Raw genomic sequence first — 26,577 nt, 5'->3', positions numbered from 1 at the left:
TGGCCGGTCGGGACGGGGAGGTGCCGTGGGGGCGAGGTTGCCGCGGGGAGAGCGGCGGGAGCAGCTGCTGCGGGTGGCCTTGGACGTGGTGCGCGGGGAGGGGACCGACGCGCTGACCCTGGTTCGGCTGGCCGAGCGGGCCGGGGTGTCGCGGCCGGTGGTGTACGACCACTTCGGTACGCGGGAAGGGCTCTTGACGGCCTTGTACGCGGCTTATGACGAAGGGATCGGGCGGACGATCCGGGCGGCGCTGCGCACCGGAGGGCGGTCGCTGGAGGACGTGGCGGCGGTGCTGGCGGGGGCGTACGTCGACGGGGTGCTCGACGCGGGGCCTGAGTGCGAGGACGTGCTGGCGGCGCTGTCGGGGAACCCGCGGACGCGCGAGGTCAGGTCGCGCTCGCAGGAGTTCTACATCGAGGAGTTCCGGGCGGCGCTCGCGCCGTACCGGCCGCTGTCGCGGGATGCTGATCTGGCCCTGCTGATCGGGGTCTTCAGCACGGTGGACGGGCTGGCCAGGGCGGCGGCCTCGGGGCGGGTCAGCCGCGACCAGGCGGTGGCGGCGTCCACCGAGATCATCGTCGGCGCCCTCACCGCGCCGGACGGCGCCCGGAGGCGCTGATCCGGCTGCTCTCTGTCTGTTCGCGTTCTCTCGCGCCGCGTTCCCCCGAGTTTCCCTCCTCGCTTCCGTTCCGCGCCGCTTCCCATGCGGCTTCCGTCCCGTGCCGCAGCCGCCCCGTCCGGCTCGCGTCCCGCGCCGCATGCGCTCCGTCCCGCTTGCGTCCGGCGCCGCATCCTCACCGTGTCCTACCCGGCGGACTGTTGGTACGGGGCGGAGCGCGGTGGTCGCTCCGCTCTGCAGGTCCGGCCGTCCGTTCCGGCTGCTGGTCGAAGCGGGACGCGATCATCCCCTGTGCTCGCCTCCGTTAGCGCGGCCTCATCGTTGCGACGGTGTCCTGAAGCCGCGGGCGGCGTGTGCCTGCGCTTCGGAGGTCGGGCGACCCCGTTCCGAGGCCGCTTGTCGTGCCGCTAACCTACATAACGTAAGTTACATTTCGTAGGTTGATGGATCGGTCCGCGGTGCGCGGACCGGCGAGAAGGAGGCGGCGGATGGACACGGGGACGGACGGATCCGGTGCGGTGGCGGTGGTCGGCGGCGACAACGCGCGGGGCGCGGCGGTGGGCCGGGTGCTGGCGGAAGCGGGCGGCGCGGTCGCCCTGCCGGTGGCGGCGGGGGCGGTCGAGCTGCCGCCCGGTGCGCGGCTCGTGGTGGTATGCGCCGAGGACCACGGCGCGCTGCTCGGTCTGCTCGACCGGGCCGGACGGCGGCTCGCCGGGCGCGACGTGGTCGACCTCACCTCGGGGACCGGTGATGAGGCGCGCGAGGCGGCTGAACGGGTGGCCGACCATGGCGGCCGGTACCTGCGCGGCGCGCTGATGGGCCATCCCGAACACGTCGGTGAGCCCGAGACGGTGCTGGTCTACAGCGGTGCCGCCGAGGTGTTCCGCGACCGGGAAACCGTGCTGGCCCGCTTGGGCGGCGCCACCTACCTGGGGGCGGACCCCGGTACGGCGTCCCTTTACGATCTCGCGATGCTGAACCTGGCCTGGGCGACGCTGACGGGATACCTGCACACGGCGGCGCTGCTCGGCACCGACGGTGTGGGCGCGCGCACGCTGACGCCGCTGCTCACGCACTGGCTGCGGACGACGGTCGCCGACGTGATCGAGGGCTACGCCGGGCAGATCGACGACCGGGCCTATCCGGGCGACCAGGAGTGGCTGGAACTGGACGCTCCGCTGATGGAGCACCTGGTCAGGACCAGCGAGCAGCGGGGCGTCGACTCCGCGCTGCCGAGGCTGGTGCAGTCGCTGACGGCGCGCGGAATCGCGGCCGGACGCGGCCGGGAGAGCTTCGCCGGCCTGGTGGAGGTCATCCGGCGCTGACCGCCGGGTCGGCCTGCGCCGCGTCGGTGTCCCGGTCGGGACAGTCGTGCCGGGGTGGTGAAAGCGCTCGAGGCTGACGGACGGACGCGCGTCGCATGGGCTCTTCGGGCAGGACGGCCGTGCCGGATCGGTGAAGGTGATCCGGCGCCGGCCTGACCGGCGAGCGCTGCGCAAGCTTCTCGACCGGAACGGGATCCGCGGACGCCCCGGTCGGTCCGGCGGTCGGGCGGCGTCGCCGGGATCGGCGAAGGCGGGTCAACGCCGGCCATGCTCTCGGCGGCGGCGCGCCAGGGCGGCGCCCGCCTTCCAGAGGGTGCTCACCAGGTCGATGGCGTAGGCGACCATCCAGACGCGGGTGAGCAGGGCGACGAGGTCGGACAGGTTGCCCTGGCCGGTGAGCAGGTCGCGCAGCAGGACGTCGAGGCCGCCGGTGTTGACGCCGAACAGGGCGTTGGCGGTCATGCCGGGGACCAGAAGCAGGGCCAGGGCGATGGCCGCGGCGAATACCGCCGTGTGCGCGCCGAGGACGAGCAGGAGCCGGGTGGGGGTGGCGGTCGGGGCCTGCTCGGAGTCGGTGGGCGATGCCTGGGTGTCGGCCGGAGGGCCGCCGCCGGGCGGCGTGTCGGCCGACCCGGCCCGCTGCGGCGGAGCGGCGCCGCCGAGCGGCGGGTCGGCCGTGCCGGCCTGCTGCGGCGGGCGGGCGCCTACCGGTTCCGGAGCGGTGGCCGCGTCCGTGCCCGTCCCGCCGGCCGGCCGTGCCGCCGGCTCCGCCTCCTCCGGACCGTCCGCCGGCTCCTCAACGGGCGGTGGCTCGGACGGGATGTCGGGGACGCCGAGGGCGCGCACGGCTCGCGGCACGATGACCGCGCCGGCCAGGATGACGGCGGCGCAGACGACGGCGGCCCAGGCCCACGAGCCGAAGTCGTAGAGCGCCCCGGCGCCGAGCGAGCCGAAGAGCGCGCCGACAAGGCAGGCGGACTCGTACAGGCCCAGACCGCGCCCGAGGCGGCGCGGCCCGGCCGCCTCCGCGATCACCGCCTGCTGCACCGGGATGACCACCGCCCAGGCCACCCCGGACAGCACCCACAGCACCGCGATGACCACCGGGTTCGGGGCGATGGCGAGGCCGGCCGCGAACAGGGCGCTGGCCACCGATGACGCGGCCAGCATCGTCCGCCGCCCGAAGCGGCGGACGAGGACGTGCAGGTACTCGGGCAGCACGCTCATCGCGATCGCGCCGGGCAGGAAGACGTAGGCGACCTGCATCGGCTCCAGGCCGAAGCCGCGCTGGAGGTGCAGCAGGAGCAGCAGGCCGATCGCCGCCTCCGCCGCCATGGTGGCGGCCACGGCGGCCAGCATCGGGCCGAGCCGGCGGCCCAGCGGGCCGAAGCCGAGCGCGGCGGCGGCGCGGGGGTCGGCGGCGTCGCCGGGCGGCTCGGCCTCCTCGGGGCCGGCGGCACGGCGCGGGGCGCTCAGCAGCGCGGCCGCCGCCCAGGCGCAGCAGACCGCCAGGCCGAGGAACATGCCCTGGTAGCCCACCGCGGACTGGACGAACAGGGCGGGGACGAAGACGACCCAGCCGCCGGTGGACTCGGCGGCGGCGAGCCGGGCGAACACGCCGGAGTCCTCGCCCAGCCGCTCGCCGGCGAGGGCGCGCAGCGCCACCCACAGCAGCGCGCCGCCCACGCCGCTCAGCGCGGCCGCGCCCAGGGCCGCGCCGAAGCCGGGCGCCAGGGCGTAGCCGGCGCAGGCGAGGGCGTACAGCGCCGCACCGACCGCCGCGACCGTGCTCCGTTCGTGGCGGTCGGCGAGCACGCCGGCGAGCGGGCGCACCAGCACCGACAGCACCAGCTCCACCGCGAGCAGCACGCCGATCTCGGTGGCCGACGCGCCGAGCCCGACCCCCGCGAAGAGCGGCAGCATGAAGTCGACGACCTCGGCGGCTCCGGCGGTGAGGGTGGCGCTCAGCAGAGCGCGCCGCTCGCGTGCGGGCCGCTCGGTGCGCGGAGGAGCCTCGGTCATGGTACGAGTGTACTAGTACGAGTGTGCCATATAGTAGGGGCTGTGCCACGGAAGGTCGACGCCGAGCAGCGGCGGCAGGCGGTCGCCGAGGCCGTCTGGCGGGTCATCGTGCGAGACGGCTTCGGCGCGGCCTCGGTGCGGGCCGTCGCCGTCGAGGCGGGGCTCTCGGCCGGCTCGCTGCGCCACTACTTCAGCTCCCAGAGCGCGCTGCGCGCCTACGCGCTGGAGCTGATCGACCAGCGGATGGAGGCGCGGCTGGCCAAGGTCGACCGCGGCCGGCCGCCGCGCCAGGTCATCGAGGACATGATGTGGGCGCTGCTCCCGCTCGACGACGCCAGCCGCGAGGAGCACCGCGTCGTCCTCGCCTACATGGTGCAGGCCCGCGCCGTACCGGAGTACCGGCACACGGTGACCGCGATGTACGACGAGGCCCTCGCCCTGTGCAGGCAGGCGGTCGACCGCCTGGTCCAGGCGGGCGAGGCGGTGCCGGACACCGACGCCGAGGCCGCCGCCGCCGAGCTGAGCGCGCTGCTCGACGGCGTCACCCTCCAGGCCGTGAGCTTCCCCGACCGCATGCCGCCCGAGCGGCTGCGCGCCGTCGTGCGCGGCTGGCTCGACGGGCTCGCGGCCGGGTAGCCGCGGCGCTCAGTTCTCGGAGCGGCTCTCCGAGCGGTTGCTGCCCATCGGCTCGCGGACCAGGGTCTCGTCCACGTAGCAGTACTCCCAGCCCTGGCCCGGCTGCAGTGACTCGATGATGGGGTGCTCGGTCTCCCGGAAGTGGGCCTCGGAGTGCCGGTTGGGGGAGTCGTTGCAGCAGCCGACGAAGCCGCAGCTGGTGCAGAGCCGCAGCTCCACCCACTCGCCGTCCTCCCCGCACGCCTGGCAGTAGTCGATGTCGGTGTTCTCGATCCGGATCTGGTCGAGATGGGTGCAGGCGGTGCTGATCGTCTCCTCGCGCACGTAGCGCCAGTTCGGGTTGAGCAGCCGGTCGGGCATCACCCGCGCCAGGTAGCGCGACTGCGAGGCCAGCAGCGGGCTGAGCACGGCCAGGATCAGCACGTACAGCGCCACGAAGGGGCCGACGCGCTCGTCCAGCCCGGCGGCGAGCGCGAGGGTGGCCAGGATCAGGGAGAACTCGCCCCTGCCCAGCACCGTCAGCCCGATGTTGGCGGCCGCGCGCTGGTTGAAGCCGTACAGGCGGGCCGCGATGAAGCCCGAGGTGACGTTCGTGAGCACGGTCAGCACCACCGCGATCAGCACCGGCACCACGACGGGGCCGAGGTCGGCGATGTTGATGCTCAGGCCGAAGGCGACGAAGAAGACCGCGGCGAACACGTCGCGCAGCGGCAGCACCAGCCGCTCCACCCGGTCGCGCACCGAGGTGCGCGAGACCACCAGCCCGATCATCAGCGCGCCGATCGCGTCGGAGAGCCCGACGTCGGCCGACAGTCCCGCCACCAGCGCCACCAGGCCCACCATGCCGATGGCGAGCAGTTCGTCCTCGTGGCTGTGGATCAGCGCGCCGATCAGCCGCGCGCCGTAGCGGGCCACCGCGAACAGCAGCACCAGGAAACCGAAGCTGATGCCGATGTCCCTGGCCAGTAGGAGCGGCGACTCGGCGCCGGAGAGCACCGGCTGCAGCAGGGCGAGGTAGAAGGCGAGGAACAGGTCCTCGATGACGATCACGCCCAGGATGACCGGCGTCTCCGCGTTCGTCAGCCGGCGCATCTCGATCAGCAGCTTGGTGGCGATCGCGGACGAGGAGATGCCGAGCGCGCCGGCGAGCACCAGCGCCTCGGGCACGCCCCAGCCCAGCGCCAGCCCGAACACCAGGCCGGCCGTGACGTTCAGGCCGATGTAGCAGCCGGCCGCCACGAACAGCCGCCGCCCGCTGCCGAGCACCTGCTCGACCGGGAACTCCACGCCGAGGTGGAACAGCAGCAGCACCAGGCCGAGGGAGGCCAGCAGGCTCAGGTCCTCGGGGTGCTCGATCAGGGTGGGCCCGGGGGTGCCGGGTCCAAAGACGATGCCGGCGATCATGTAGCACGGCACCGTGGGCAGGCCGAAGCGGCGGCCGAGCCGGGCGATCAGCGCGGCGATCAGGATCAGTGCACCGAGGCTCAGCAGCTCACCGTGCATGGTCGTCCGTCCTCACGTCATCAGGGAAGGAACGAGGGGAGCGGACACCTTGCCCGCCGGCGGTGGGATCTGGCTCACGCCTCGAAGAAGGTACCGGCCAGCACGGCACCGATCTTGCGGGCGTGCTCCTCGTCCAGCTCGAGCACCGCGGTGGGCTCCTCGGAGTCAGAGGTGAACACGTAGAGGTCGCGGGTGCCGTCGCGCCGGACGACGACCGAGACGCGGGTGGAGCGGTCGCCGGTGTCGATGTCGTAGCGCTTGCCGATGCCCATCAGTTCCTGTACGTGGACGCCCTGCCCCATGGCACTACTCCCGAATTCCTGGGTCCGCGATCTACAGCCGCGAAGGACGGCGGCGCAATTCCCCGAGTGACGGGGATCTCTCGACGGCCCTCGACACCCACACCTTACGCGTTCGGAGCACCGTTGCCACCGGCCTTCCACCCGGCGCTACGCTGCCCCGGTGGACGGCGGAACCTTCCTGATCACGGGCGCCTCGCGCGGCATCGGCGCGGCCACCGCGCGGCTCGCCGCCGGCGCCGGGCACCGCGTCGCGCTGCTGGCCCGCGACGCGGCCGGACTGCACCGGCTGGCGGAGGAGATCGCGGCGCCCGACCGGGTGCTGGCCGTGCCCTGCGACGCCGCCGACTGGGACTCCGTGCGCGAGGCCGTGGGGCTGGTGGTGCGGACCTGGGGCCGGCTCGACGTCGCCTTCGCCAACGCGGGCGTCAGCGTCGACACCTCGTTCCTGGGCACCCGGGGCGCGCCGCCGCCGGAGTGGCGGGAGATGGTGCTCACCAATGTCTACGGCCCGGCGATCGCGGCGCGCGCCGCGCTGCCCGAGCTGGTGCGAAGTCGCGGGCACTTCGTCATCTCCGGGTCTGCGGCGGGCCGCGGTGTGCGGCCGGGGAACCTCTACGCGGCGACGAAGTGGGCCGTGACCGGCCTGGCGCAGTCCATCCGCGCCGAGTGCGTCGGCACCGGCGTGCGGGTGAGCCTGGTCCTGCCGGGCCTGGTGGACACGGGCGGCATCCCGGCCGACCGGGCCGGCGACCCCAAGCTCGACCCGGCCGACGTGGCGCGGGCCGTGCTGTACGCGGTCGGGCAGCCGCCCGCGGTCGACGTGAACGAGATCCTGATCCGTCCGGTGGGGCAGGCGCCGCAGCTCTGAGCGCCGTGACAGGCGCGGCGGCGCAGCGGCCCGCGCTGTCCGTGACGCGATGACCACTGTCGGTCAGGAAAGTTCGGCTTTGTCTGTGCGGCGGGCGGGCGAAGACGGCTCCGAACTGGCAAAGTTGTCGTCGGTGACCGGATCGCTCCGCTCGGTAATCATCGAACGGCGGTCCTCGCCGGGTTCTTGTGACGGAACATCAGGAAATGAGGGCCGCCCCCATGCGAACGACATCCCCGCGCCGCCTGCTCCTCGCCGGCGTCGGCCTGCTCGCGGTACTGGCCGCGGGCGCCGCGGCACCGGTCGCGGCCGCCGCGGCCGACAGCCCCGACGCCGGGCCCACCCACGAACCGATGATCGTCGGCGGCGGCCCCGCCAGCACCGACGACTACCCGTGGGTCGTCGCGATCAGCTACCCCGACCTCTATCCCGACAGCCCGTCCGCGCAGGCCTGCGGCGGCACCCTCGTCGCGTCCGACAAGGTCGTCACCGCCGCGCACTGCGCCGACTTCGTGACCCCCTCCGACGTCCAGGTCATCGGCGGCCGCACCGACCTGCGCACCAACGCCGGCACCGTGCGCGACGTCGTCGACATCTGGGTGCACCCCGACTACCTCGAGGCCGCCGCCCAGACCGACGCCACCACCACGGAAGAGCCGGCCCCGCCCGCCCCCCGCCGCGACGAACCGCACGCCGACGAACCCTACGTCCAGGCGCCCGCCGACATCGCCGTCCTCACCCTGGACCGCGAGATGCCCTACCGGCCCATCGCCTACGCCGCCCCCGACCAGACCGACCTCTACGAGCCCGGCACCATGAGCCGCGTCCTCGGCTGGGGCGACACCCGGGAAGGCTCCGGCGAGGGCTCCCCGATACTCCGCCAGGCCCAGGCCCCCACCGTCGACGACCAGCAGTGCACCGACGCCCTGGCCGAAGCCGGCTTCCTGTACGACATCGAGTCCTACTTCTGCGTCGGCTACGACGAGGGCGGCGTCGACAGCTGCCAGGGCGACAGCGGCGGCCCTCTCATCATCGACAACACCCTCGCCGGCGTCGTCTCCTGGGGCGCCGGCTGCGCCAGGCCCGGCCTCCCCGGCGCCTACACCCGGGTGACCACCTACGCCGACGACATCGCCGAACAGATCAACACCCCCGCCGACCAGCGCTGACCCCAAGCCCGCCCGGCCGCGGGGCCGGGCGGGCCACCCGGTCCAGACGCCCCCCAACCTCCGGTACGCTTGGACCACCGCAAGGGGCTATAGCTCAGTTGGTAGAGCGCTTGCATGGCATGCAAGAGGTCCGGGGTTCGAATCCCCGTAGCTCCATCCTCTGGGCGACCCTGCTCGTTGGCCGTTGGCCAACTCGCGGGGTCGTCTGTTTGTGTTGGTCCGGGGGGCATGGCCCCCCGGAGCCCCCCACACCAGGGGGGCTGCCGCCCCCCTGGACCCCCGCCACCCCACATCGTTCGGGCTCACCGCAACGATGTGGGGTTCGTTGTATCTGGTGGGCGACCGGTCGTCGTTCGCGGGTGTGGGGCTGTGCCCCTTGCCCCCGCACATTCTTGAGGTCTCATCTCGGCGATGTGGGGTGGATCGAATCGGGTGGGTGATGGGCCGTTGTTCGCGGGTGTGGGGCTGTGCCCCTTGCCCCCGGCGCGTGTCGTTGAGGTCTCGCCTCCACGGTGTGGGGCGGACTCAACCTGGTGGGCGGGGCACCGTTGTTCGCGTGTGGGGCTGCGTCCTTTGCCACCGGGGTGGGTTGAGGTCTGGCCTCGCGTTGTGGGGGTGGAGGCCGGTGACGTCGGATCGGGGGTGAGGTCCGGGCTTGGGGGACGGGAGTCGGGTAGGGTGCAGGCTGGTGATCTCGGTTTGGAGGACTGACGTGGTAGGGGACGACGACATCTCAGGGTGACAGGCCCTGGGGCCGCCGCTGGTTCGCCGGGCGGTCTTTTTGTCGTTTTCTGGTCCCTGTTGCCGCGTTGGCGCCTGGTGCGCGCGCTTCCACTCTTTGAGGTCTGTTTCGATGTCTCGTGCTTTTGTCGTGTGCTCGAATCTGTCTTTTTCCTGGCCGGACGATTCGCCGGTGTTCGAAGGGCTGTCGTTCAGCGTGCCCGGTGGGCGGACCGGCCTGGTGGCGCCCAACGGGGCGGGGAAGAGCACGCTGTTGAGGTTGATCGCCGGGGAGCTGCGGCCCCGCGCGGGGAGCGTCACCGTGGAGGGGACGCTGGGGTATCTGCCGCAGACGCTGCCGCTGGCGGCCGAGATGACGGTGGCCGAGGTGCTGGGGATCGCGCCGGTGCTGGCGGCGATCGACGCGGTCGAGGCCGGCGATGTGAGCGAGGAGCACTTCACGACGATCGGCACCGACTGGGACATCGACGAGCGGACCCGTGCGCAGCTGGACCGGCTGGGGCTCGGCGGGCTGGAGTACGGGCGGCGGCTGGACACGCTCAGCGGGGGGCAGATCGTCTCGCTCGGGCTGGCGGCGCGGCTGCTGGCGCGGCCCGACGTCCTGCTGCTGGACGAGCCGACGAACAACCTCGACCCGCAGGCGCGCCGCCGGCTCTACGCGGTGCTGGACGACTGGAACGGGTGCCTGCTGCTGGTCGGGCACGACCGGGCGCTGCTGGACCGGATGGACCGCATCGCCGAACTGCACCGCGGCGACGTCCGCTTCTTCGGCGGGAACTACACCGACTACGAAGAGGCCGTCCAGGCCGAGCGCGAGGCGGCCGAGAAGAACGTCCGCCACGCCGAGCAGGAGCTGAAGCGGGAGAAGCGCGAACTCCAGCAGGCCAGGGAGCGCGCGGCGCGCCGGGCGGGCAACGCGGCCCGCAATCTGGGCAGCGCCGGGCTGCCCAAGATCTTCGCCGGCACGATGAAGCGCGACGCGCAGAACTCCGCGGGGAAGGCGAACGAGATGCACTCCGCGCGGGTGAGCGCCGCCCAGGCCCGGCTGGACGAGGCCGAGCGGGCCCGCCGTGACGATCAGCGGATCTCGCTCGAACTGCCCGGCACCGACGTGCCCGCCGGGCGCACGGTGTTCCTCGGCGAAGGGCTCCAGGTCCGGCGCGGCGGCCGCGACCTCTACGCCGGCGACGGTCTCGACCTGGCGGTCCGGGGGCCGGAGCGCATCGCGCTGACCGGGCCCAACGGGGCCGGGAAGTCGACCCTGCTGCGGATCGTCAACGGCGATCTGGAGCCGGACGGCGCGGCGGAGCTGCGGCGCGCGGGGCGGGCCGCCTATCTGTCCCAGCGGCTCGACCTGCTCGACCTCGACCGCGGGGTGGCCGACAACCTGGCCGAGTTCGCACCCGCGATGCCCCGGGCGGAGCGGATGAACCTGCTGGCCCGCTTCCTATTCCGCGGCCCGCGCGTCCAGCTCCCCGTCGGCGCGCTGTCCGGTGGGGAGCGGCTGCGCGCCACCCTCGCCTGCGTCCTGTACGCCGAGCTGGCCCCGCAGCTGCTGCTGCTGGACGAGCCGACCAACAATCTCGACCTGGTGAGCATCGCGCAGCTGGAGAGCGCGCTCAACGCCTACCGGGGCGCGTTCGTGGTGGTCAGCCACGACGAGCGCTTCCTGGCCGAGATCAACGTCGGGCGGCTGCTGCGGCTCGACGACGGGCGGCTGACCGAGGCCGCCGCGCCCGACGCCCGCTGACCGCGACGACCGGGGCCGAGCGTGCCGCCATTGCACCGGCGGCGTGCTCGCCCATGGCCGTGGCCCGCGTCCTCGGGGACCCTCGTGTCCCGGAGGACGCCGGCGGAGCGGCGCCGGCACGTCCGCCCGGCCACGCCGCTCGCGGACGGAACCGGCGCCGTCACCCGCCCGGACGGTCTCGGACTCCCGCGCTACTCCGAGGGCCGGCAGGCCGGAGGGCGGTCCGAGGGCGGCCAGACGTACGGCAGGTCGTCGGGGACCGCGTCGAACCGCGGACCGTAGTGGCCCGGGTCCTTGCGCAGCAGCGCCGCCTGGTGGCTGACGTGGAGTGCCGGATCGCCCAGCCAGGGCGGCAGCTCGCGGGCCGCCGCCAGCTCTGGCTGCGGCCGCACCGGGGACACACCGCACCGGCTCGCCAGTTCGGTGGTGAGCGAGGTGGCGCAGGTGTCGGCGCGGCCCTGGGCGCTCCACACCCGGCAGATCTCCAGCCCGTACCGGACCAGGGCCTCCTCGTACCCGGCCCACATCTTGACCGCGGGATGGTGCCGCCAGCCGTACCCGGGCACCGTCAGACCCCGCAGGATCTGCAGCGCCTCCACCCGCTGCTTGCCCAGCCGGCGCGCGTCGAGCACCGCGGCCGTCTCCGCGAAGTCGGGGTACGGCAGAAAGGTCTGCACGCTCCAGCGGGTACCCGGGCCGCGTCGGCATAACCCGAAAGCCCTGGTGGCGGGCGTGAGAGCGATCGTCCCGCGTCGGTATGACCCGAATGCGCCGGTGGTGGGCCTGGGATCGATCGTCCCGCCGCCGGCACGGCGGTGGGGTCGTCGGAACGGCCGCCGGCGCGGCTCTGTGAGCCCGCGCGCCGGGCGCGGTCCTCACCCGGGCTGCTCGCGCGGGCAGTGGTACGCCGTGCGCCCGCCCACCGTGCCGGTCACGACCGGGGCGCCGCAGTCCCGGCAACGGGTCTGCTTGTAGACCTTGCGCGCCTCGTCCTCGGGCACCGCCGCCCGGTCGGCGGCGTCGACCGTGATGATCCGCCCGTCTTCGACCGCCCGCGCCATCATTCCGTGCAGCGTCGTCCAGATCGCGCGGGCCTCGGCGGCGCTGAGCGCCCGGGACGGCCGGTTCGGCGCGATGCCGACGGCGTGCAGCACCTCGCTGCGGAACACGTTGCCGGCACCGGAGACGACGGACTGGTCGAGCAGGGCCGCGCCGATGGCGCCCGGTGCCGCCGCCAGCGCCGCTACGGCGGCATCGGCGTCCGCGTCGGCGCGCAGCGGGTCCGGACCCAGCGTGTCCACGACGGCCGCCACCGCGGCGGCGTCCACCAGTTCGCACCGGGCCGGCGCGATCAGGTCCCAGGCCACGCCGCCGCTCGCCAGGCGCAGCCGCACCTGGGGGAGCGCCCGCCCCGCCTCCGCCGAGCGGAGCCACTTGCCCAGTCGGCCGAGATGGACATGGATGCGATCGCCGGACGACAGCTCGACGAAGAGGTGCTTGCCGTACGCCTCGGTGCGCCGCAGCACCGTGCCGTCCACCCGTTCGGCCTCCGCGGCGAACCGGCCCTGCGGCGAAGCCGCCGACAGCCGCCGGCCGCCGAGGTCGGCCGCCAGCTCACGTGCCAGCCGGTGCACGATGTGTCCTTCGGGCACCGCGTCGCCTCCTGCCCCGTTCCCGTGGTCATCCGGCCGAGGTCTCAGACCTCAGGAAGGCCGCTGTGTCGACGTACGCGACGAAGCCGCTGACCCGGCTCTGACCGTCGGAGGCCGGGAGACAGTCCCCGCGCGGTACTCGATCGGCCGGGCGACGGACGTGTCGGCCCGTGGGCGCGCAGTCGTCATGCGACGCGGGCTACCCCCGGCGCCTGGGGCGAACCCCCCGGCGACCTGCGAGCTCGTCCGGCCGGCCGCGCGTGGCCCGCGCGAGGGCGGGTAACTGCGGCGCATGACGGAGCGGCGTTCCCGGGAGCGGGCGGCTCGCCGCCCATGCCCGGCCGCGAGGCGATACCGGTGGGGGACCGATGCCGAAGGACGAACTGCGCAAGGGTGACCGGGTGGAGTGGAGCAGCCACGGCGGAACCGCCGAGGGCGAGGTACTGAGAAAGATCACTCAGGACACGGAGCTCGCCGGCCGCACCGTCCGGGCCTCAGCAGACGAACCGCAGTACCTGGTGCGCAGCGACAAGAGCGGTGGCGAGGCCGTCCACAAGCGGTCCGCGCTGCGCCGGCGGGGCGACTGACGGGCGCCGGTCCCCCGGTGCGCGGCCGGACGGCAGGGCCGGTCAGACCGGCACTTCGCCCGCCGCTCTCAGCCCGGACTCGACGGCGCCCTCCAGGTATCCGGTCCAGGTCCGGGCCGTCTCCGTGCCCGCCCAGTGGACCCGGCCCGCGGGCACCGGCGGCGCGGTGAAGGCGGCGAGGGCGCCCACCCGGGGAAGGGCCGAGTAGCCGCCGCGTACGTGCGGGTCCTCGTGCCATGCCTTCTCGTGCCACTCCACGGGGTGGTGTGCGGCGGGGCCCAGCGCCCGGGCGGCGGCGTGCAGCACGGCGCTCCGGCGTTCGCCCGGGGTCATCGCGGCGAGGGCGCGGGCGCGCCGGCCGGGGACGAGTACGGCGAGGTGGCCGGGGCCGCCGGGCGGTGAGACGTCGGTGATCGCCGGGACCGGTGAATCGATGGCGGTGACCTCGCCGCTGAGGCCGGCCGCGCGCCAGAACGGGGTGTCGTAGACGGCGATCGCCTTGTAGACGGTGCCCATGAAGGTACCGCGCTCCAGCGCCGCGCGGTCCGCGGGGAGCGGCGGGGTGTGCCGGATGTCCGCGGCGACCGGGGGCGGCACGGCCACGATGGCGTGGTCCGCGCGGATCGGGCCGCCCGGGGTGTCGACCACGACGTGGTCGGGCGTGCGGGTGATCGCGGTCACCGGGCGGGCCAGCCGGACGTCGAGTCCGGCGGCCATCCTCTCGGCGAGTCCGCCGGCACCCGCGGTGAGCAGCGACTCCTGTGCGCCGCCCTCCACGCCGAGCATCGACCTGAGCCCTCCTGACGTGTGGACCCCGGTGGTGAACGCGTGCAGGGACACCTCGTCGACGTCGGCCGCGAGGCTTCCCGTGACGATCACCTCCAGCAGGGATCGCGCCCTCCGGTGCGGGATCCCCTTCAGCCAGTCGGCGACCGTCGTCCGGTCGTCCTGGGGCGCCCGCTTGAGGAGGCGCAGCAGGGCGACGCCGGCGACGATGCGGGCCGGCAAGGACCTGGTGACCCGGCCGCGGTCCAGCAGCACGGGCTTCCCCCGCGTGGGTGTGGGGAAGGTGGACACGCCGTGATCGGCGGCGAGTCGCGCCATCCGGGTGTGGTCCGGGCCGATCCACATGCCGCCCAGGTCCACCGCCGAACCGCCGGCGGACCGGACGGTCAGCGCGCGCCCACCCACCCGCTCCGCCGCTTCCAGCACCGTCACGTCGACTCCGCTACGGCGCAGCTCCCGGGCCGCCGCGAGACCGGCGAAGCCCGCGCCGATGACCACCACGTCCATGCAACAAGTGTTGCACAACGCCTGATGCATTAAAAGCTATGCTGGTCGCATGCCCCGCCAGGTCGACCATGCGTCCCGACGTGACTCCCTGAGTGACGCGGTCATCGCCATCGCCGCCGACCGCGGCTTCACCTCCGTGACCATCCGCGCCGTCGCCGAACAGGTGGGCGCGTCCACCTCGGCGGTCACCCACTACGTCTCCAGCCGTGACGAGCTGCTCCGCCATGCCGTGCGCCGGGAGATCGCCGGGCGCAGGTCCCAGGCGGAGGCGGCCATCGCCGGCCGGTCCGGCGCGGCGGGCCTGCGGGCCCTGGTGCGCTGGGCGACCGTGGACCTGGACGACCAGGCGCACCGCTTCTGGCTGGCCCTGCTACTGGCCGCCCCGGTCGAGCCGGTGGTGCGGGCGGAACTGGACGCGTTCAACGCCTGGTGGGACACGCTCATGCGCGGATTCGTGGCCGAGTCCGGAGTACCGGCCCCCGAGGCCGTCGCCGACACCGTGGACGTGGTCGTCAACGGCATGATCGTCGCGAGGTTCGAGGAGGAGGGACCGGTGGACACGGCCCGGCGCGACCAGGTGCTCGATCGCGTCTGGGCGGCGCTCGGGCTCTAGGCGCCTCGGGACGCGGCCGGACGGCGGACCCCGCGCGGGAGTCCCGACCGGAGCCGGAGCCGAGCGTGCGGCGCCCGTGCGGGAGACCGCCGCATCCGACGCTCGCTGCCCGAGACGACCGATGCGAATACCCCCCACGGCCTACGCTGGAATCCTCCATCCCCACAGTGGAGGGCGGGCATGTGACCGAGCAAGGGTCTCAACGGCCGTCGGGCGGCGTCGGAGCGCGAGTGGCCCGCGCCAGGAAGCGGCGTGGCCTCACCCAGCAGGGCCTCGCGCAACGCACCAGATACTCCCGGTCGCACATCGCCCAGGTCGAGGCCGGGCACAAGGCCGCCACTCCCGCGTTCATCGCGGCGGTCTCGGACGCGCTCAAGGCGGACATGGGCGAGCTGTACGGGCAGCCCTACCGGGGCGATACACCGTCGACGGACCGCGTCCACAGGTCCATCCCCGACCTGCGCCGCGCCCTGGCGTGGTCGGATCTGCCACCCGAGTTGGAGGGCCCTCCACGCTCTCTGGGAACCCTGGCGGCCGAGGTGGAGGAGGCGAAGCGGCTCCGCCGACTGGCGCAGCACGTCCGGCTTGGGACGCTCCTCCCGGCGGTCATGGAAGAACTCAGCTTCCACGCGCATGACACGAACGCCCAACGGGCGTGGCGACTGTTGTCTGACGCTTCCTGCGCGGCCGGTGAGCTGTCCCGCCGCTTGGGGTACAGCGATCTGGCGGACTCCATGTTCAGGGAAGCGGCTCGCTTCGCGGTGCTCGCGCGCGACCCCCATCTGCCCCTCATCATCACCTGGCGACGTTCTCTTGTGCTCATCAACCACGGCGCCCTCGCAGCGGCCGTCCGGCTCTTGGACCGGTGCACGACGATGATCGAGGAGGGACGGCCGGGAGACGTGGAGGTGTCGGGGGCGCTCCATCTCCGGGCGGCCGTCATCGCTGGGCGCCTGGGCGACTCCGGAAGCGCCTGGGACCACTTCGAGCGGGCGGCCGAGATCAGCGCCAGGGCAGGACGCCCGCACCTGGATGAGTACAGCACGTACTTCTCTCCCGGGAACATCCTCATCCACGGAGCGGCGGTGGCGACCGAGTTGGGCGACTACGACGAGGCGGTCCGGCGCGACGCGGCCATCCCACCGCACGTCCTGAACAGCTTGGTCCGGGAGCGCCGATCACACCACCTCATCGACATGTCGCGCGTCCACGCGGAGCAGGGCCGGAATGGACCGGCGCTCGCCCGGCTCCTGGAGGCGGAGCGGATCGCTCCCCAGATGACCCGGTACCACCCGTCCGCGCGTACCGTCGCGACCCACCTGCAAGACCGCCAGCGGGTCTACTCCGAGGGTCTGCGGGGCCTCGTAGCGCGCATGCACCTCTGAACCGGGCATCGGACAGACTGGCGGCATGGGAACTCTCTACCTCGCGCTCTCCGGCGCGTCCGCCACGCCGGAGGAGACCGCCCCCGACCTGGTCCGCCTGCTTCAGAACGAGGGGTGGAAGGTCACCGTCCTGTGCACGCCGACGGGCGTCCGCTTCCACGACGGCGACGCGCTGGAGGCGCTGACCGGGGAGCCGGTGCGGGTGGACTTCCGCCGCCCCGGCGCCGGCCGGAGCCTGCCGCCCTCAGACGCCGTTCTGGCCTGCCCCTGGTCATTCAACAGCACGAACAAGACCGCGCTCGGCATCACGGACACCTTCGCCGTCGCGCTCGTCTGCGAAATGATCGGGCGGGGCGTTCCCACGTTCCTCGTGCCCAAGGCCGGGGACGGGCTCAGCGGCCACCCTGCCTGGGGCCGCAGTCTCCGGCTCCTGGAGGAGGTCCCCCACGTCACCCTCCTGCGCGCCCCGGACCACAGGCTCCCCCGGTGGCGTCAGGTCGCCGACGCCCTCGCCGCGGCGTTCCCGGCAGGCGGTTGAGACGGTCTCCGCCCTGGAGGCCGCCGCGGCGGTGGCCGTCAGTCCGCCGAGTCCGCGCAGGCCGCCGCGCTCTGCCGCAGTAGGAAGGCGCGTTCGGCCGCGTTGGCGGTGAGGTCGGCGGCCCGGGCGAAGGCGGCGGACGCCTCGGCGGTGCGGCCGAGGCGGCGCAGCAGCTCGGCGCGGACGGCGTGGAAGAGGTGGTGTCCGTCCAGGTCGAGGGCATCGACCAGGGCCAGGGAGGGGGCGGGGCCGTCGGTCTCGGCGACTGCGACGGCGCGGTGCAGGGCGACGACCGGGGTGGGTTCGAACGCGAGCAGCTGGTCGTAGAGGCGGACGATCTGGTGCCAGTCGGTGCTGGCGGTCGTGGCGGCGTCACTGTGCACGGCGTTGATGGCGGCCTGGATCTGGTACGGGCCGGGGCGGTCGCGGCGCAGGCAGGCGCGCACCAGGTCCTGGCCTTCGACGATGAGCCCGCGGTCCCAGCGGGTGCGGTCCTGGTCGGCCAGCCGCACCAGCGAGCCGTCGGGGGCGGTGCGGGCGGGGCGGCGCGCCTCGGCGAGCAGCATGAGCGCGAGCAGGCCGATGACCTCCGGCTCGTCCGGCATGAGCCCGGCGAGCAGCCGGCCAAGCCGCACCGCCTCGGCGCACAGGTCCTCGCGGACCAGGGACTCGCCCGAGCCGGCCGTGTAGCCCTCGTTGAAGATCAGGTAGACCACCGCGAGCACGGCGCGCAGCCGGTCGGGCAGGTCGGACTCCCTGGGCACCCGGTAGGGGACGCGTGCGTCGCGGATCTTGGCCTTGGCCCGGACCAGCCGCTGCGCCATGGTCGCCTCGGGGACCAGGAAGGCGCGGGCGATCTCCGCCGTGGACAGGCCGCCCAGCAGCTTCAGGGTCAGCGCGACCTGCGCCGCGGTGTTCAGCGCCGGATGGCAGCAGGTGAAGATCAGCCGGAGGCGGTCGTCGTGCACGGGCCCCTCCTCGACCGGTTCGGCCGGCTCGTGCAGCAGGGCGGCCTCGGCGTGCTTGTCCGTGCGCGCCGCCTCGCGGCGGTGGCGGTCGATCGCCCGGTTGCGGGCGGTGGTGATGATCCACCCGGCCGGGGAGGGCGGGACGCCCGACTCCGGCCAGCGCCGGAGGGCTTCGACGAAGGCATCCTGCACCGCGTCCTCGGCGAGGTCGATATCGCCGAGGAGGCGGACCAGGACGGCGACCGCCCGGCCGTGCTCCTCGCGGAACACGCGTGCGACGTCCGGGCTCACCCGCAGCTGCCCTCCTGCATGGGCCGGACCTCGATCGGCAGCGTGGTCGCCCTGGCGAGCCTGCGGCCCCATTCGAGCGCGGCGTCCAGGTCGTCGGCCGTGATCACGGTGAAGCCGCCGATGTGCTCCTTGCCCTCCAGGTACGGCCCGTCGGTGGTGAGGACGTCGGAGCCCTGGGCCTTCACGACGGTGGCGCTGGTCGGCGGGTGCAGGCCGCCGGAGAACACCCAGGCGCCCGCGGCGCGGATCTCCTGGTTCACCGCCTCCACATCGCGCATGATCGGCTCCAGCACCTCCGGCGGCGGCGCCTCCCCGGCCAGCCCGGGCTGGTAGATGCTGAGCAGGTAGTGCTGCGTCATCGTCGTCTCCTCGTCGGATCGTCGGCGGCCCTGTGCCCGCCTCGCACCCCCTACACGAACGGCCGCGGCCCGATTCGACATCGGGGCGGAAAAAAATTCTCACCGCCCCGGGTTCGCGGAGGGACCGGACGGGGCCGCCCGGCGGCGGTCTATTCTGCACAGCGACGGAGCGAGTGCGGAGGTGTCCGGAGATCGTGGCAGCAGGGTGGCAGGCGCCGACCGTGGTCGAAGAGCAGCTCTACCACGCCCGGGCCCGGGGCGACCTCGGCGGATACCTCTCCGTGCTGGCCGGTGCGGAGCTGTACATGCCGATCCGCAAGGACGAGGCCGACCAGGTGGTGTCCGGCCACCGCACCGGCTACAACAGGGTCACCCGCGCCGAGGGCCCCTACACCGTGATGGACGTCTACACCCGCGGCTACCTGCCCGAGGCGACCTACGGCCCCAACGCCCTCGTGTACGACATGTGCACGGTGAAGTGGGTGGGGGAGGGCTGGCCGGAGTACGAGTGGTGGCTGGTGGTGAACCCCGGCACCCCGGTGGAGACCCGCTTCCGCTCCGTGGAGCTGGCCGCTTGGGTGCGCGCCAACGCCCACCGCGTCCGCCCACTGGCCGACCACGGCAACCGCCTGGTCACGGTGCGCACCGGCCACCTCTACGGCCCGATGGCGCACGCCCTCGCCTTCGGCGCGCCGCTGGCCGTGCTCAACGAGGCGCCGTGGAACGTGCTGCGCACCACCTTCACCAGCTACGTCACCGATGTGACCGTGCTGCGCGACGACTGGGGCGTGAGCAGCCGCGAGGAGTGGCAGGCCGTGATGGCCTCGCTGCTGGACGACAAGGCGGGCGTGCCGGGGGCGAGCGCCGTGCTGGACCTGCGCGACGGGCTGGTCCGGCAGTGGGGCCGCCCGGTCGACGAGCGCACCCTGCGCGACGCGCTGGTGGAGTGGTGCCGCGCCGAGCGGCTGCCGTATGAGCGCAAGCAGCAGTACCTGGTGGTCGCCGACCTGATCCTGCGGTACGAGGAGCGCTTCCGCGCCGACGGCCTGCTTCTGCCGAACGCCTACGTGCGCAGCGTGCACGGCTGGGACTACGGCCGGGCGGTGAGCGTCGCGCGGTGGGGGCTGGCCGCGCAGCTGTGCGACCGCGCCACCGCCGAGCAGCTGGTGCTGCGGGCGGGCGCGCTCTGCCACGCCCGCTACACCTCGTGGCTGGACTTCTCGGCCGGGTACGTGCTCGGCCGGATGCTGCACTTCGACAACGGCGAGTTCGGCGAGCGCTACACCGACTCGCTCCTCGCGCACCGGCTGCTGGTCGACGAGGCCGAGAGCCCCTGGCGGCACATCGCCTACTAGCGGCCGGGGCCGCTCAGGCCGCGGTGCGCACCAGCGGCCGCGCCAGCTCGCGCAGCCGCTCGCTGAGCGGCTGCGGCCGCAGCGTCGCCGGGTCGATCCTGACCTGGGCGCGGCGCCCCTCCGCGTGCACCGTGGCGCCGTCGGCCGACAGCACCTGGAAGCCGTAGACCACGCTGGTGTTGCCCAGGCGGTCGATCCAGAAGCGCACCCCGATCGTGCCGGCCGCCGCGATCGGCACGTGGTAGGTGATGGTGAACTCGCGCACGGCCAGGAACACGTCCTCGAAGGCGGAGCGGCCCGGGTCGCTGGACCAGCCGTGAGCGGTCCAGTACGTCATCAGCGCCCGCTCCAGGAGCAGCGGGTAGCGCGCGTTGTGCACCATGCCCATGGCGTCGAGGTCGTCGAAGTGGACCTGGACCGGCTCGGTCCAGCCCTGCAGCCCGGCGCCGGACGCCTCGGGCGCCGCGGTGGGGAGCGTCATGCGGGTTCCTCCTGGAGTAGTGACGGATCGGTGCAGTGGGCGCGCAGCCGGTCCAGCACGGCGCGCCGGCAGCGCACGGTCAGGACGCTGCGGTCCATGACGCGCGAGTTGGTGACGGCCGCGAGGCCGAGGGCGTCGATCTCGAAGGCCAGCTGCTCGACGTCGGTGCCGGGACGCAGCTGGCCCTCGGCCACGGCTTCGGCGGCCAGCCGGGCCAGGAAGGCGAGCCAGGCGGCGATCGCCTCGGTGATCCGGTCGCGCACCGGCCCGGGCCGGTCGCCGAACTCCGCCAGCACGGCGGCGAAGAAGCAGCCGCCGGGCAGCCGTTCGGCCAGGTAGAAGTCCATCCGGGCCTGGTGCGCGGCCCACAGGCGGCGCACGCCGCGCGGCTCGGCCAGCGCCGGGCGGCACACCTCGTCGATCCACATCCGCCGGGCCCGCTCGACCGCGTCCAGCTGGAGCTGCTCCTTGTCGCGCCAGTGCGCGAACAGGCCGGACTTGCTCACCCCCAGCTCGTCGGCGAGCCGCGCCAGTGAGACGCCGCTGAGGCCGTCGACGGAGGCGAGCGCGACCACCGCGTCCAGCGCGGCGGCGCGGGTGCGCTCGCCGCGCAGCCGGCGGCCGTCGGGGCGGTGCGCGGTGGTCGGTTCCTCGGTCACGGCACGACGCTAGCACAATACGACCGACCGGTCGTATTGAATTACTGTGACGCTCAGCGCACCAGGGCCCGCAGGAAGAAGGCCAGGTTGGCGGGGCGCTCGGCCAGCCGGCGCATGAAGTAGCCGTACCACTCCTCGCCGTAGGGCACGTAGACCCGCACCGTCGAGCCGGCCGCGGCCAGCCGCCGCTGCTCGTCGTCGCGGATGCCGTACAGCATCTGGAACTCGTGGTCGCCGGGGGAGCGGCCGTACCGGCGGACCAGGCTCGCGGCGATCGCGACCAGCCGGGGGTCGTGGGTGGCGATCATCGGGTAGCCCTCGCCGGCCAGCAGCACCCGCAGGCAGCGCACATAGGAGCGGTCCACCTCGGCGCGGGTGGTGAAGGCGACGCGGGCCGGCTCGGCGTAGGCGCCCTTGCACAGCCGCACCCGCGAGCCGGCCGCGGCCAGCGCCCGGCAGTCGTCCTCCGTGCGCCGCAGGTACGCCTGGAGGACCGCGCCCGTGCCCGGGTGGTCCTCGCGCAGCGCGCGCAGGATGTCCAGGGTGGAGTCCGTGGTGGTGTGGTCCTCCATGTCCAGGGTGACCGTGGTGCCGGCCGCCTCGGCCGCGGCGCAGATGCGGCGGGCGTTGTCCAGGGCGATCTTCTCGCCGTCGTAGGGCAGTCGCTGGCCGACGGCCGACAGCTTCACCGACACCTCGGCGCGCTCGCCCAGCCCGCGCTCGCCCAGCGCGGCCAGCAGCGCCTCGTATGCGGCGACGGTCGCCTCGGCCTGGTCGGCGTCGAGGGTGTCCTCGCCCAGGTAGTCGAGGGTGACGTGTCGGCCGTCGGCGGCCAGCGCGGAGCTGACGCGGACCGCGTCGTCCAGGTGGGAGCCGGCCACGAACCTGTTCACCACGGAACGGCTCAGCGGCAGGGTCTCGACGGCGCGCCGGATCGCGGCGGACTGGCCCGCGGCCAGCAGAGCGGTGCGGAGCATGGGTGGGTCCTCCTGGTCCTCGGATGGGGCGGATCGCGCCCGTGACCAGGATGGTAGGCCCGGGCGGGGCCGGTGCGCGCGGCGCGGCCGCCGCAGCGCTCAGCCTGCCGGGCGCGCCCCCGCGCCGCCGAGCCGCTGCGGGCCCGGGGGAGGCCCGTCGCCGTGGCGCCGGAGCACCGCCACCGGGCACGGCGCGTGCCGCAACGCGAACTGGCTCACCGAGCCCAGCACCAATCCGCGCAGATTGCCCCGGGCCCGCGAGCCCACCACCAGCAGGTCGGCCTGCTCGGCCGCCTCGACCAGCGCGCGCGACGCCTCGGCCTGCTCGACCCGGATCTCGGTGGGCACGTCGGCGAACTCCGCGCGGAACGGCTCCATGCCCTCCTCGACGTACTCGCGCACCCGCGCCGTCAGCACCTCGGGGTCCATGTCGATGCTCGGCACGGCGAGCATCATCGGATCCACCGCCACCGGCAGCCGCCAGGCGTGCAGCAGCACCAACTCGGCCCCGCGCCGCCGCGACTCGGCGTAGGCGAAGCGCAGCAGGTCGGCGTCGTGCTCGCCGCCGTGCACCCCGGCCACCACCCGGCCCCGGCGCTCCCGCGGCGGCTCCCCCTCGGGCGGCGGCGGCACGACCACCACCGGGCAGGGGGAGTGCGCCGCCATCCGGATGCTGACCGAGCCGACCAGCATCGAGGCGAAGGCGCCCAGCCCTCGGCTGCCCACCACCACCAGCGCGCTGTGCTCGGCCAGCTCCAGCAGCGCCGCCGAGGCCGACTGCGGCGAGACCGAGCTCTCGGTCACCACGCCGGGGGCCACGGCGGCGGCCCGCCGCAGCGCGCCGTCGACCACCTCGGCGGCGTGCTCGGCCATCCGCTCCGTCGGCGGCAGTGTCCTGGGCCCGGCGAACGGCGCCGCGGCCAGCAGCGGCAGCGCCAGCGCGTGGACGACGTGCAGCCGCGCCCCCCGCAGCCGCGCCTCCTCGGCCGCCCAGTCCAGCGCGTGCCCGCTCGCGGGCGAGCCGTCCACCCCGACGGTGACCGCGCCCGCGGTCGGTCCGCCCTCGGCCTCCCCACCGCTCCGCGTCCCCTCCATGACCTCGCCCCCCGAGTCGCTCCGCTCCGCCCGCGTCCGCCTGCCCCCAGGCGCCACGGGCCCTCCACCTGCGCGCATACCCGGCGCCGCGGCGGCCATGTGCCGCGGCGGCGCGTGGGGCGCCCGGGGCCGGACACCGCCGGCCGGCCTGCGAACGGTAGGTGACCGAATGATCTCTGTGCGGAATAACGCCTGGTCAAGCGGCTTAACCTCGCCGTGACACAAGGGACCCAGGACCGAAACGGCCGCACGACAAGGTGAGAGTGTCGTCGCCGATGTCGGGCCGCCGCCCGTCACAGCGCCGTGGCGGACGATGCGAGCCGACGCGCCTGCGGCGGCCCGCGTCAGCGGACCGCCAGGTCGCCTCAGCCCCGGGGACGCACCCCGGACGCCCGACGCACGCGTGAGCCGGTTCGGGTGGTCCGCCGCACGTCCGCGGCGGACCCTACGGAGGGAGACCCATGTCGCTGTGGCGGTTGCGGGTACACGTTGAGGACCGGCCGGGCCAGCTGGCCCGGCTGAGCGAGGCGGTGGCCGCGGCCGAGGGCAACATCCTCGGCATGTCCGTCCAGGTCGACGCCGACGGCGTCGTCGACGAGATCCTGGTGTCCACACCGCACGGCCAGGAGGAGCTGGTCGACGCGGTCCGTGCGGCACCCGACGACTGGTCCGCCGTGGCCGTGTCGGCGGGACTCGGCGAACTGGTCGACGAGCCGACCCGCGCCCTGCTGCTCGCCGCCCGCGTGCGCAGCGCCCCGGCGACCCTGCCCGACGTCCTCGCCGAGCTGCTGCACGCCGACGAGGCGTCGTGGACCCAGCCCGACGAGGTGAGCGTGAGCGCCGCCGGAGCGGCCAAGGAGGCCGACCGCACCGTGCTGGTGGTGCCGGTGGGCCACCTGCGCGCGGTGCGGCTGCGCCGCCTCGGGCTCCCGTTCACCTTCACCGAGGCGGCCAGGGCCGACGCCCTGGTCCGCTCCATCCTGCCGCCGACCACCTCCTCGCTGAGCGAGCGGCAGCTGAAGCTGAACCGCAGCACCAACCTGGTGGTGCGGCAGGTGGACGTCACCGACCTCGCCGAGGTGCAGGAGCTGCACCAGCGCTGCGCGGCCGACGGGCGCACCCTGCCCGGCTTCGCCGCACTGGAGCGGCTCAGCCCGCGGCTGCTGGAGGTGCTGTGCGACCGCAGCCGCGGCACCAGCCTGGCGGTGTGGTCGGCCGACGAGTCCGTGCTCATCGGCCTCGCCCACCTGATGTACACCTCCGACTCCGGGATCGGCGAGGTCGCCGTGATGATGGAGGAGCGCTGGCGGCGGCTGGGCGTGGCGACCCGCCTGGTCCAGCTGGCGCTGGAGATCGCCAGGAGCTGGGGGCTGGCCGAGGTGCGGATGACCGTGGCCGCCGACGACCGCGAGACCCAGCGCGCGGCCGCCCGGATGGGCGGCACCGTCACCGAGCTGCCCGACCTCGCCCTGGAGGTGCGCTTCCCGGTCACCGGCACCGCCGACACGCCCTCGGTCACCGACCTGCGCCAGATGGTGTAGCGGCCGGGCGCGCAGACCGGCCCCGGAGGCGCGGCCGTCCGCAGGCGGGACGGACGGGCCGGCTCCCCGGGGCCGTGCGGAAGCGGCGGCGGGCGGGGCCACTCCGGCCCCGCCCGCCCCGCTCAGTCCGCTCCGCGGCGGCTCACGGACGGGTCCGGGCGCGCTCGTTGGGCACGCAGTGCGTCATGGTCAGGCCGGTGACGTCGCGCGAGCCGTTCTTGCCCAGCCGGGCCAGGCGGGCTCGGTCCTCGTCGGTCAGCCGCTGGTTCGGCAGCGGCTCCAGGTCGGACACGTCCTCGGGGCCGATGCCCAGGCCGTCGCCCACGCGCAGCCCGAGGTCGTCGTCGACCAGCAGCAGGTGCCACACCATCCGCCGCTGGATCGGCCGGTCGCACCGGCCCAGCTGCGAGACGAAGTTGTGCACCAGGTCGTCGCGCTCCCACGGCTCCATCAGGCAGTAGCGCTGCCCCGCCTGCAGGTAGTCGTTGGTGCGCGGGATCCGGGCCCGGGTGAGCCGGCCGCTCAGCAGCGGACCCTGCTCGTCGTGGCCCGGGCCGCCGTCCTCGTACAGCCCGCCGGTGATGGACGGCTCGTAGTTGACGTGCGGGTTCTCGCCGCCCTCGTCCACGTAGTACGTCATCTGGCCGTCGCGCTGGTTGGTGCGCACCCGCGCCGCCCTGGCCTGGTTCACCGGCAGCTGGAGGTAGTTGGGGCCGACGCGGTGCCGCTGGGTGTCGCTGTAGGAGAAGGTGCGGCCGACCAGCATCTTGTCGTCGGAGAAGTCCAGCCCGTCCACCAGCACGCCGGTGCCGAAGGCGATCTGCTCGTTCTCGGCGAAGTTGTCGCGCACATTGCGGTCGAGCACGATCCGGCCCACCGGCCTGGGCGGGAAGTCCTGCTCCGGCCAGGTCTTGGTGTCGTCCAGCGGGTCGAAGTCCAGCTCCGGGTGCTCGTCGTCGGACATCATCTGCACCAGCAGCTCCCACTCGGGGAAGTCGCCGCGGTCGATGGCCTCGCGCAGGTCGCGGGTGGCGTGGCCGAGCTCTTCGGCCTGGATCGCGGCTGCGTCGGCCTCCGTCATGCTGCGCACGCCCGCCTTGGGCATCCAGGTGTACTTGACCAGGTGGGTCTCGCCGCGCTCGTTCACCCACTTGTAGGTGTTGACGCCGAAGCCCTGCATGTGCCGGTAGTCGGCCGGGATGCCGCGCGGGCTGAACAGGTTGACCAGCATGTGCATGCTCTCGGGCGTCTGCGACATGAAGTCGAAGATGCGGTTGGGCTCCTGCCGGAAGGTCACCGGGTCGGGCTTGAGCGCGTGGATGACGTCGGGGAACTTGATCGCGTCCCGGATGAAGAACACGGCCAGGTTGTTGCCGACCAGGTCCCAGTTGCCGTCCTCGGTGTAGAACTTGACCGCGAAGCCGCGCGGGTCGCGGGCCGTCTCGGCGGAGTCGCGCCCGCCGATGACGGTCGAGAAGCGCAGCGCGATCTCGGTGCGCTTGCCGCGGCCGCTGAACAGGCGGGCGCGGGTGTAGCGCTCGATGGGCTCCTCGCCCCAGGCACCGTAGGACTCGAAGTAGCCGAACGCGGTGGCGCCCCTGGCGTGCACCACCCGCTCGGGGATCCGTTCGCGGTCGAAGTGGCTGATCTTCTCCAGGAACTGGTAGTTCTCCAGGGTGGCGGGCCCGCGCGGCCCCACCGTCCGCTGGTTCTGGTTGTCGTGCACGGGGTGGCCCTGCCGGTTGGTCAGCGTCGGGCGGTCCCCGGCGCCCGGTCCCGGGCTCGGCGCATGGGTCATGGCGGTGGCGTCCCTCTCCTGGCTGCGTCGGGTCGCGGCCGGGGCGGCCG

The 26,577-nt window shown here is 73.9% G+C and carries 25 protein-coding genes and 1 tRNA gene; 13 read left to right on the top strand and 13 right to left on the bottom strand.

Annotated elements, in window-relative coordinates:
• Positions 1-25 precede the first annotated feature (25 nt).
• Together CLV72_RS25490 and CLV72_RS25485 are read left to right on the top strand one after the other, a co-directional pair.
• Positions 26-619, top strand: a complete 594-nt coding sequence (locus CLV72_RS25490) for a TetR/AcrR family transcriptional regulator (RefSeq protein ID WP_211303113.1) — start codon at positions 26-28, stop codon at positions 617-619.
• A gap of 488 nt (positions 620-1,107) precedes the next feature.
• Positions 1,108-1,944, top strand: a complete 837-nt coding sequence (locus CLV72_RS25485) for an imine reductase family protein (protein ID WP_106251215.1) — start codon at positions 1,108-1,110, stop codon at positions 1,942-1,944.
• Positions 1,945-2,199: 255 nt separating this feature from the next.
• On the opposite strand, the gene CLV72_RS25480 is transcribed toward CLV72_RS25485, so the two are convergent.
• Positions 2,200-3,966: an MFS transporter gene (locus CLV72_RS25480; RefSeq protein ID WP_106251212.1), complete on the bottom strand. Its 1,767-nt coding sequence runs from the start codon at positions 3,964-3,966 to the stop codon at positions 2,200-2,202.
• Positions 3,967-4,008: 42 nt separating this feature from the next.
• On the opposite strand from CLV72_RS25480, the gene CLV72_RS25475 reads away from it, so the two are divergent.
• On the top strand, positions 4,009-4,602 hold the full coding sequence (locus CLV72_RS25475) for a TetR/AcrR family transcriptional regulator (protein ID WP_170141108.1): 594 nt from the start codon (positions 4,009-4,011) through the stop codon (positions 4,600-4,602).
• 9 nt (positions 4,603-4,611) lie between these two features.
• Here CLV72_RS25475 and CLV72_RS25470 read toward each other — a convergent pair whose 3' ends face one another.
• Positions 4,612-6,105 carry a cation:proton antiporter domain-containing protein gene (locus CLV72_RS25470; RefSeq protein ID WP_106251206.1) on the bottom strand — a complete coding sequence of 498 codons (1,494 nt, stop codon included), beginning with the start codon at positions 6,103-6,105 and terminating at the stop codon, positions 4,612-4,614.
• Positions 6,106-6,179: 74 nt separating this feature from the next.
• Positions 6,180-6,407 (bottom strand): cation:proton antiporter regulatory subunit, encoded by a 228-nt coding sequence (locus tag CLV72_RS25465; RefSeq protein ID WP_106251204.1) that lies wholly within the window; start codon positions 6,405-6,407, stop codon positions 6,180-6,182.
• A 160-nt stretch (positions 6,408-6,567) separates the two neighbouring features.
• Between CLV72_RS25465 and CLV72_RS25460 the strand changes: the two genes are divergently transcribed.
• The 4 genes from CLV72_RS25460 (at position 6,568) to CLV72_RS25445 (ending at position 10,935) form a co-directional block, all read left to right on the top strand.
• The gene (locus CLV72_RS25460) at positions 6,568-7,275 is read left to right on the top strand and encodes an SDR family oxidoreductase (protein WP_106251202.1); all 708 of its coding nucleotides are present in this window, start codon (positions 6,568-6,570) and stop codon (positions 7,273-7,275) included.
• Between the two features lie 221 nt (positions 7,276-7,496).
• Complete coding sequence (locus tag CLV72_RS25455) at positions 7,497-8,444, top strand: S1 family peptidase (protein ID WP_211303112.1); 948 nt, start codon at positions 7,497-7,499, stop codon at positions 8,442-8,444.
• Positions 8,445-8,527: 83 nt separating this feature from the next.
• Positions 8,528-8,600 (top strand) — tRNA-Ala (locus CLV72_RS25450).
• A gap of 757 nt (positions 8,601-9,357) precedes the next feature.
• Complete coding sequence (locus tag CLV72_RS25445) at positions 9,358-10,935, top strand: ABC-F family ATP-binding cassette domain-containing protein (RefSeq protein ID WP_342755691.1); 1,578 nt, start codon at positions 9,358-9,360, stop codon at positions 10,933-10,935.
• 191 nt (positions 10,936-11,126) lie between these two features.
• Here CLV72_RS25445 and CLV72_RS25440 read toward each other — a convergent pair whose 3' ends face one another.
• Positions 11,127-11,612: an MSMEG_6728 family protein gene (locus tag CLV72_RS25440; RefSeq protein ID WP_106251194.1), complete on the bottom strand. Its 486-nt coding sequence runs from the start codon at positions 11,610-11,612 to the stop codon at positions 11,127-11,129.
• Positions 11,613-11,810: 198 nt separating this feature from the next.
• Positions 11,811-12,587, bottom strand: coding sequence for a DNA-formamidopyrimidine glycosylase family protein (locus CLV72_RS25435; protein ID WP_106251192.1), 777 nt, complete (start codon positions 12,585-12,587; stop codon positions 11,811-11,813).
• 368 nt (positions 12,588-12,955) lie between these two features.
• On the opposite strand from CLV72_RS25435, the gene CLV72_RS25430 reads away from it, so the two are divergent.
• On the top strand, positions 12,956-13,174 hold the full coding sequence (locus CLV72_RS25430; RefSeq protein WP_106251189.1) for a hypervirulence associated TUDOR domain-containing protein: 219 nt from the start codon (positions 12,956-12,958) through the stop codon (positions 13,172-13,174).
• Positions 13,175-13,216: 42 nt separating this feature from the next.
• Here the strand turns inward: CLV72_RS25430 and CLV72_RS25425 are convergent, their stop codons facing one another.
• Positions 13,217-14,467, bottom strand: a complete 1,251-nt coding sequence (locus tag CLV72_RS25425; RefSeq protein WP_211303111.1) for a flavin monoamine oxidase family protein — start codon at positions 14,465-14,467, stop codon at positions 13,217-13,219.
• 49 nt (positions 14,468-14,516) lie between these two features.
• On the opposite strand from CLV72_RS25425, the gene CLV72_RS25420 reads away from it, so the two are divergent.
• The 3 genes from CLV72_RS25420 (at position 14,517) to CLV72_RS25410 (ending at position 17,003) form a co-directional block, all read left to right on the top strand.
• Entirely contained in the window at positions 14,517-15,080 is a 564-nt protein-coding gene (locus CLV72_RS25420; RefSeq protein ID WP_106251184.1) for a TetR/AcrR family transcriptional regulator, read from the top strand.
• Between the two features lie 230 nt (positions 15,081-15,310).
• Positions 15,311-16,465: a helix-turn-helix domain-containing protein gene (locus tag CLV72_RS25415; RefSeq protein ID WP_245930436.1), complete on the top strand. Its 1,155-nt coding sequence runs from the start codon at positions 15,311-15,313 to the stop codon at positions 16,463-16,465.
• Positions 16,466-16,490: 25 nt separating this feature from the next.
• On the top strand, positions 16,491-17,003 hold the full coding sequence (locus tag CLV72_RS25410; protein ID WP_106251179.1) for a flavoprotein: 513 nt from the start codon (positions 16,491-16,493) through the stop codon (positions 17,001-17,003).
• 38 nt (positions 17,004-17,041) lie between these two features.
• Here CLV72_RS25410 and CLV72_RS25405 read toward each other — a convergent pair whose 3' ends face one another.
• A complete protein-coding gene (locus tag CLV72_RS25405; protein WP_245930435.1) occupies positions 17,042-18,262 on the bottom strand; it encodes an RNA polymerase sigma factor in 1,221 nt (406 codons plus the stop codon).
• A complete protein-coding gene (locus tag CLV72_RS25400) occupies positions 18,259-18,621 on the bottom strand; it encodes a YciI family protein (RefSeq protein WP_106251175.1) in 363 nt (120 codons plus the stop codon). The genes CLV72_RS25405 and CLV72_RS25400 overlap by 4 nt, the downstream gene beginning before the upstream one ends.
• Before the next feature lie 194 nt (positions 18,622-18,815).
• On the opposite strand from CLV72_RS25400, the gene CLV72_RS25395 reads away from it, so the two are divergent.
• Positions 18,816-19,976, top strand: a complete 1,161-nt coding sequence (locus CLV72_RS25395; protein WP_146159558.1) for a DUF1266 domain-containing protein — start codon at positions 18,816-18,818, stop codon at positions 19,974-19,976.
• Positions 19,977-19,989: 13 nt separating this feature from the next.
• Here the strand turns inward: CLV72_RS25395 and CLV72_RS25390 are convergent, their stop codons facing one another.
• The 4 genes from CLV72_RS25390 to CLV72_RS25375 form a co-directional block, all read right to left on the bottom strand.
• The gene (locus tag CLV72_RS25390; protein ID WP_106251170.1) at positions 19,990-20,457 is read right to left on the bottom strand and encodes an acyl-CoA thioesterase; all 468 of its coding nucleotides are present in this window, start codon (positions 20,455-20,457) and stop codon (positions 19,990-19,992) included.
• Entirely contained in the window at positions 20,454-21,116 is a 663-nt protein-coding gene (locus CLV72_RS25385; RefSeq protein WP_106251167.1) for a TetR/AcrR family transcriptional regulator, read from the bottom strand. Before CLV72_RS25385 ends, CLV72_RS25390 begins: the two co-directional genes overlap by 4 nt.
• A gap of 53 nt (positions 21,117-21,169) precedes the next feature.
• Positions 21,170-22,093 (bottom strand): proline dehydrogenase family protein, encoded by a 924-nt coding sequence (locus tag CLV72_RS25380; protein WP_106251165.1) that lies wholly within the window; start codon positions 22,091-22,093, stop codon positions 21,170-21,172.
• Between the two features lie 99 nt (positions 22,094-22,192).
• Complete coding sequence (locus CLV72_RS25375) at positions 22,193-23,188, bottom strand: universal stress protein (protein WP_170141107.1); 996 nt, start codon at positions 23,186-23,188, stop codon at positions 22,193-22,195.
• A 461-nt stretch (positions 23,189-23,649) separates the two neighbouring features.
• Between CLV72_RS25375 and CLV72_RS25370 the strand changes: the two genes are divergently transcribed.
• Entirely contained in the window at positions 23,650-24,729 is a 1,080-nt protein-coding gene (locus CLV72_RS25370; protein WP_106251160.1) for a GNAT family N-acetyltransferase, read from the top strand.
• A gap of 142 nt (positions 24,730-24,871) precedes the next feature.
• On the opposite strand, the gene CLV72_RS25365 is transcribed toward CLV72_RS25370, so the two are convergent.
• A complete protein-coding gene (locus tag CLV72_RS25365; RefSeq protein WP_106251157.1) occupies positions 24,872-26,527 on the bottom strand; it encodes a catalase in 1,656 nt (551 codons plus the stop codon).
• Positions 26,528-26,577: the final 50 nt, after the last annotated feature.

It is taken from the genome of Allonocardiopsis opalescens (genome assembly GCF_003002095.1).
GTDB classification, from domain to species: Bacteria; Actinomycetota; Actinomycetes; order Streptosporangiales; family Streptosporangiaceae; genus Allonocardiopsis; species Allonocardiopsis opalescens.
Note: the sequence above shows the minus strand (reverse complement) of the source record. Positions and strands in the feature narration are given on the sequence as shown.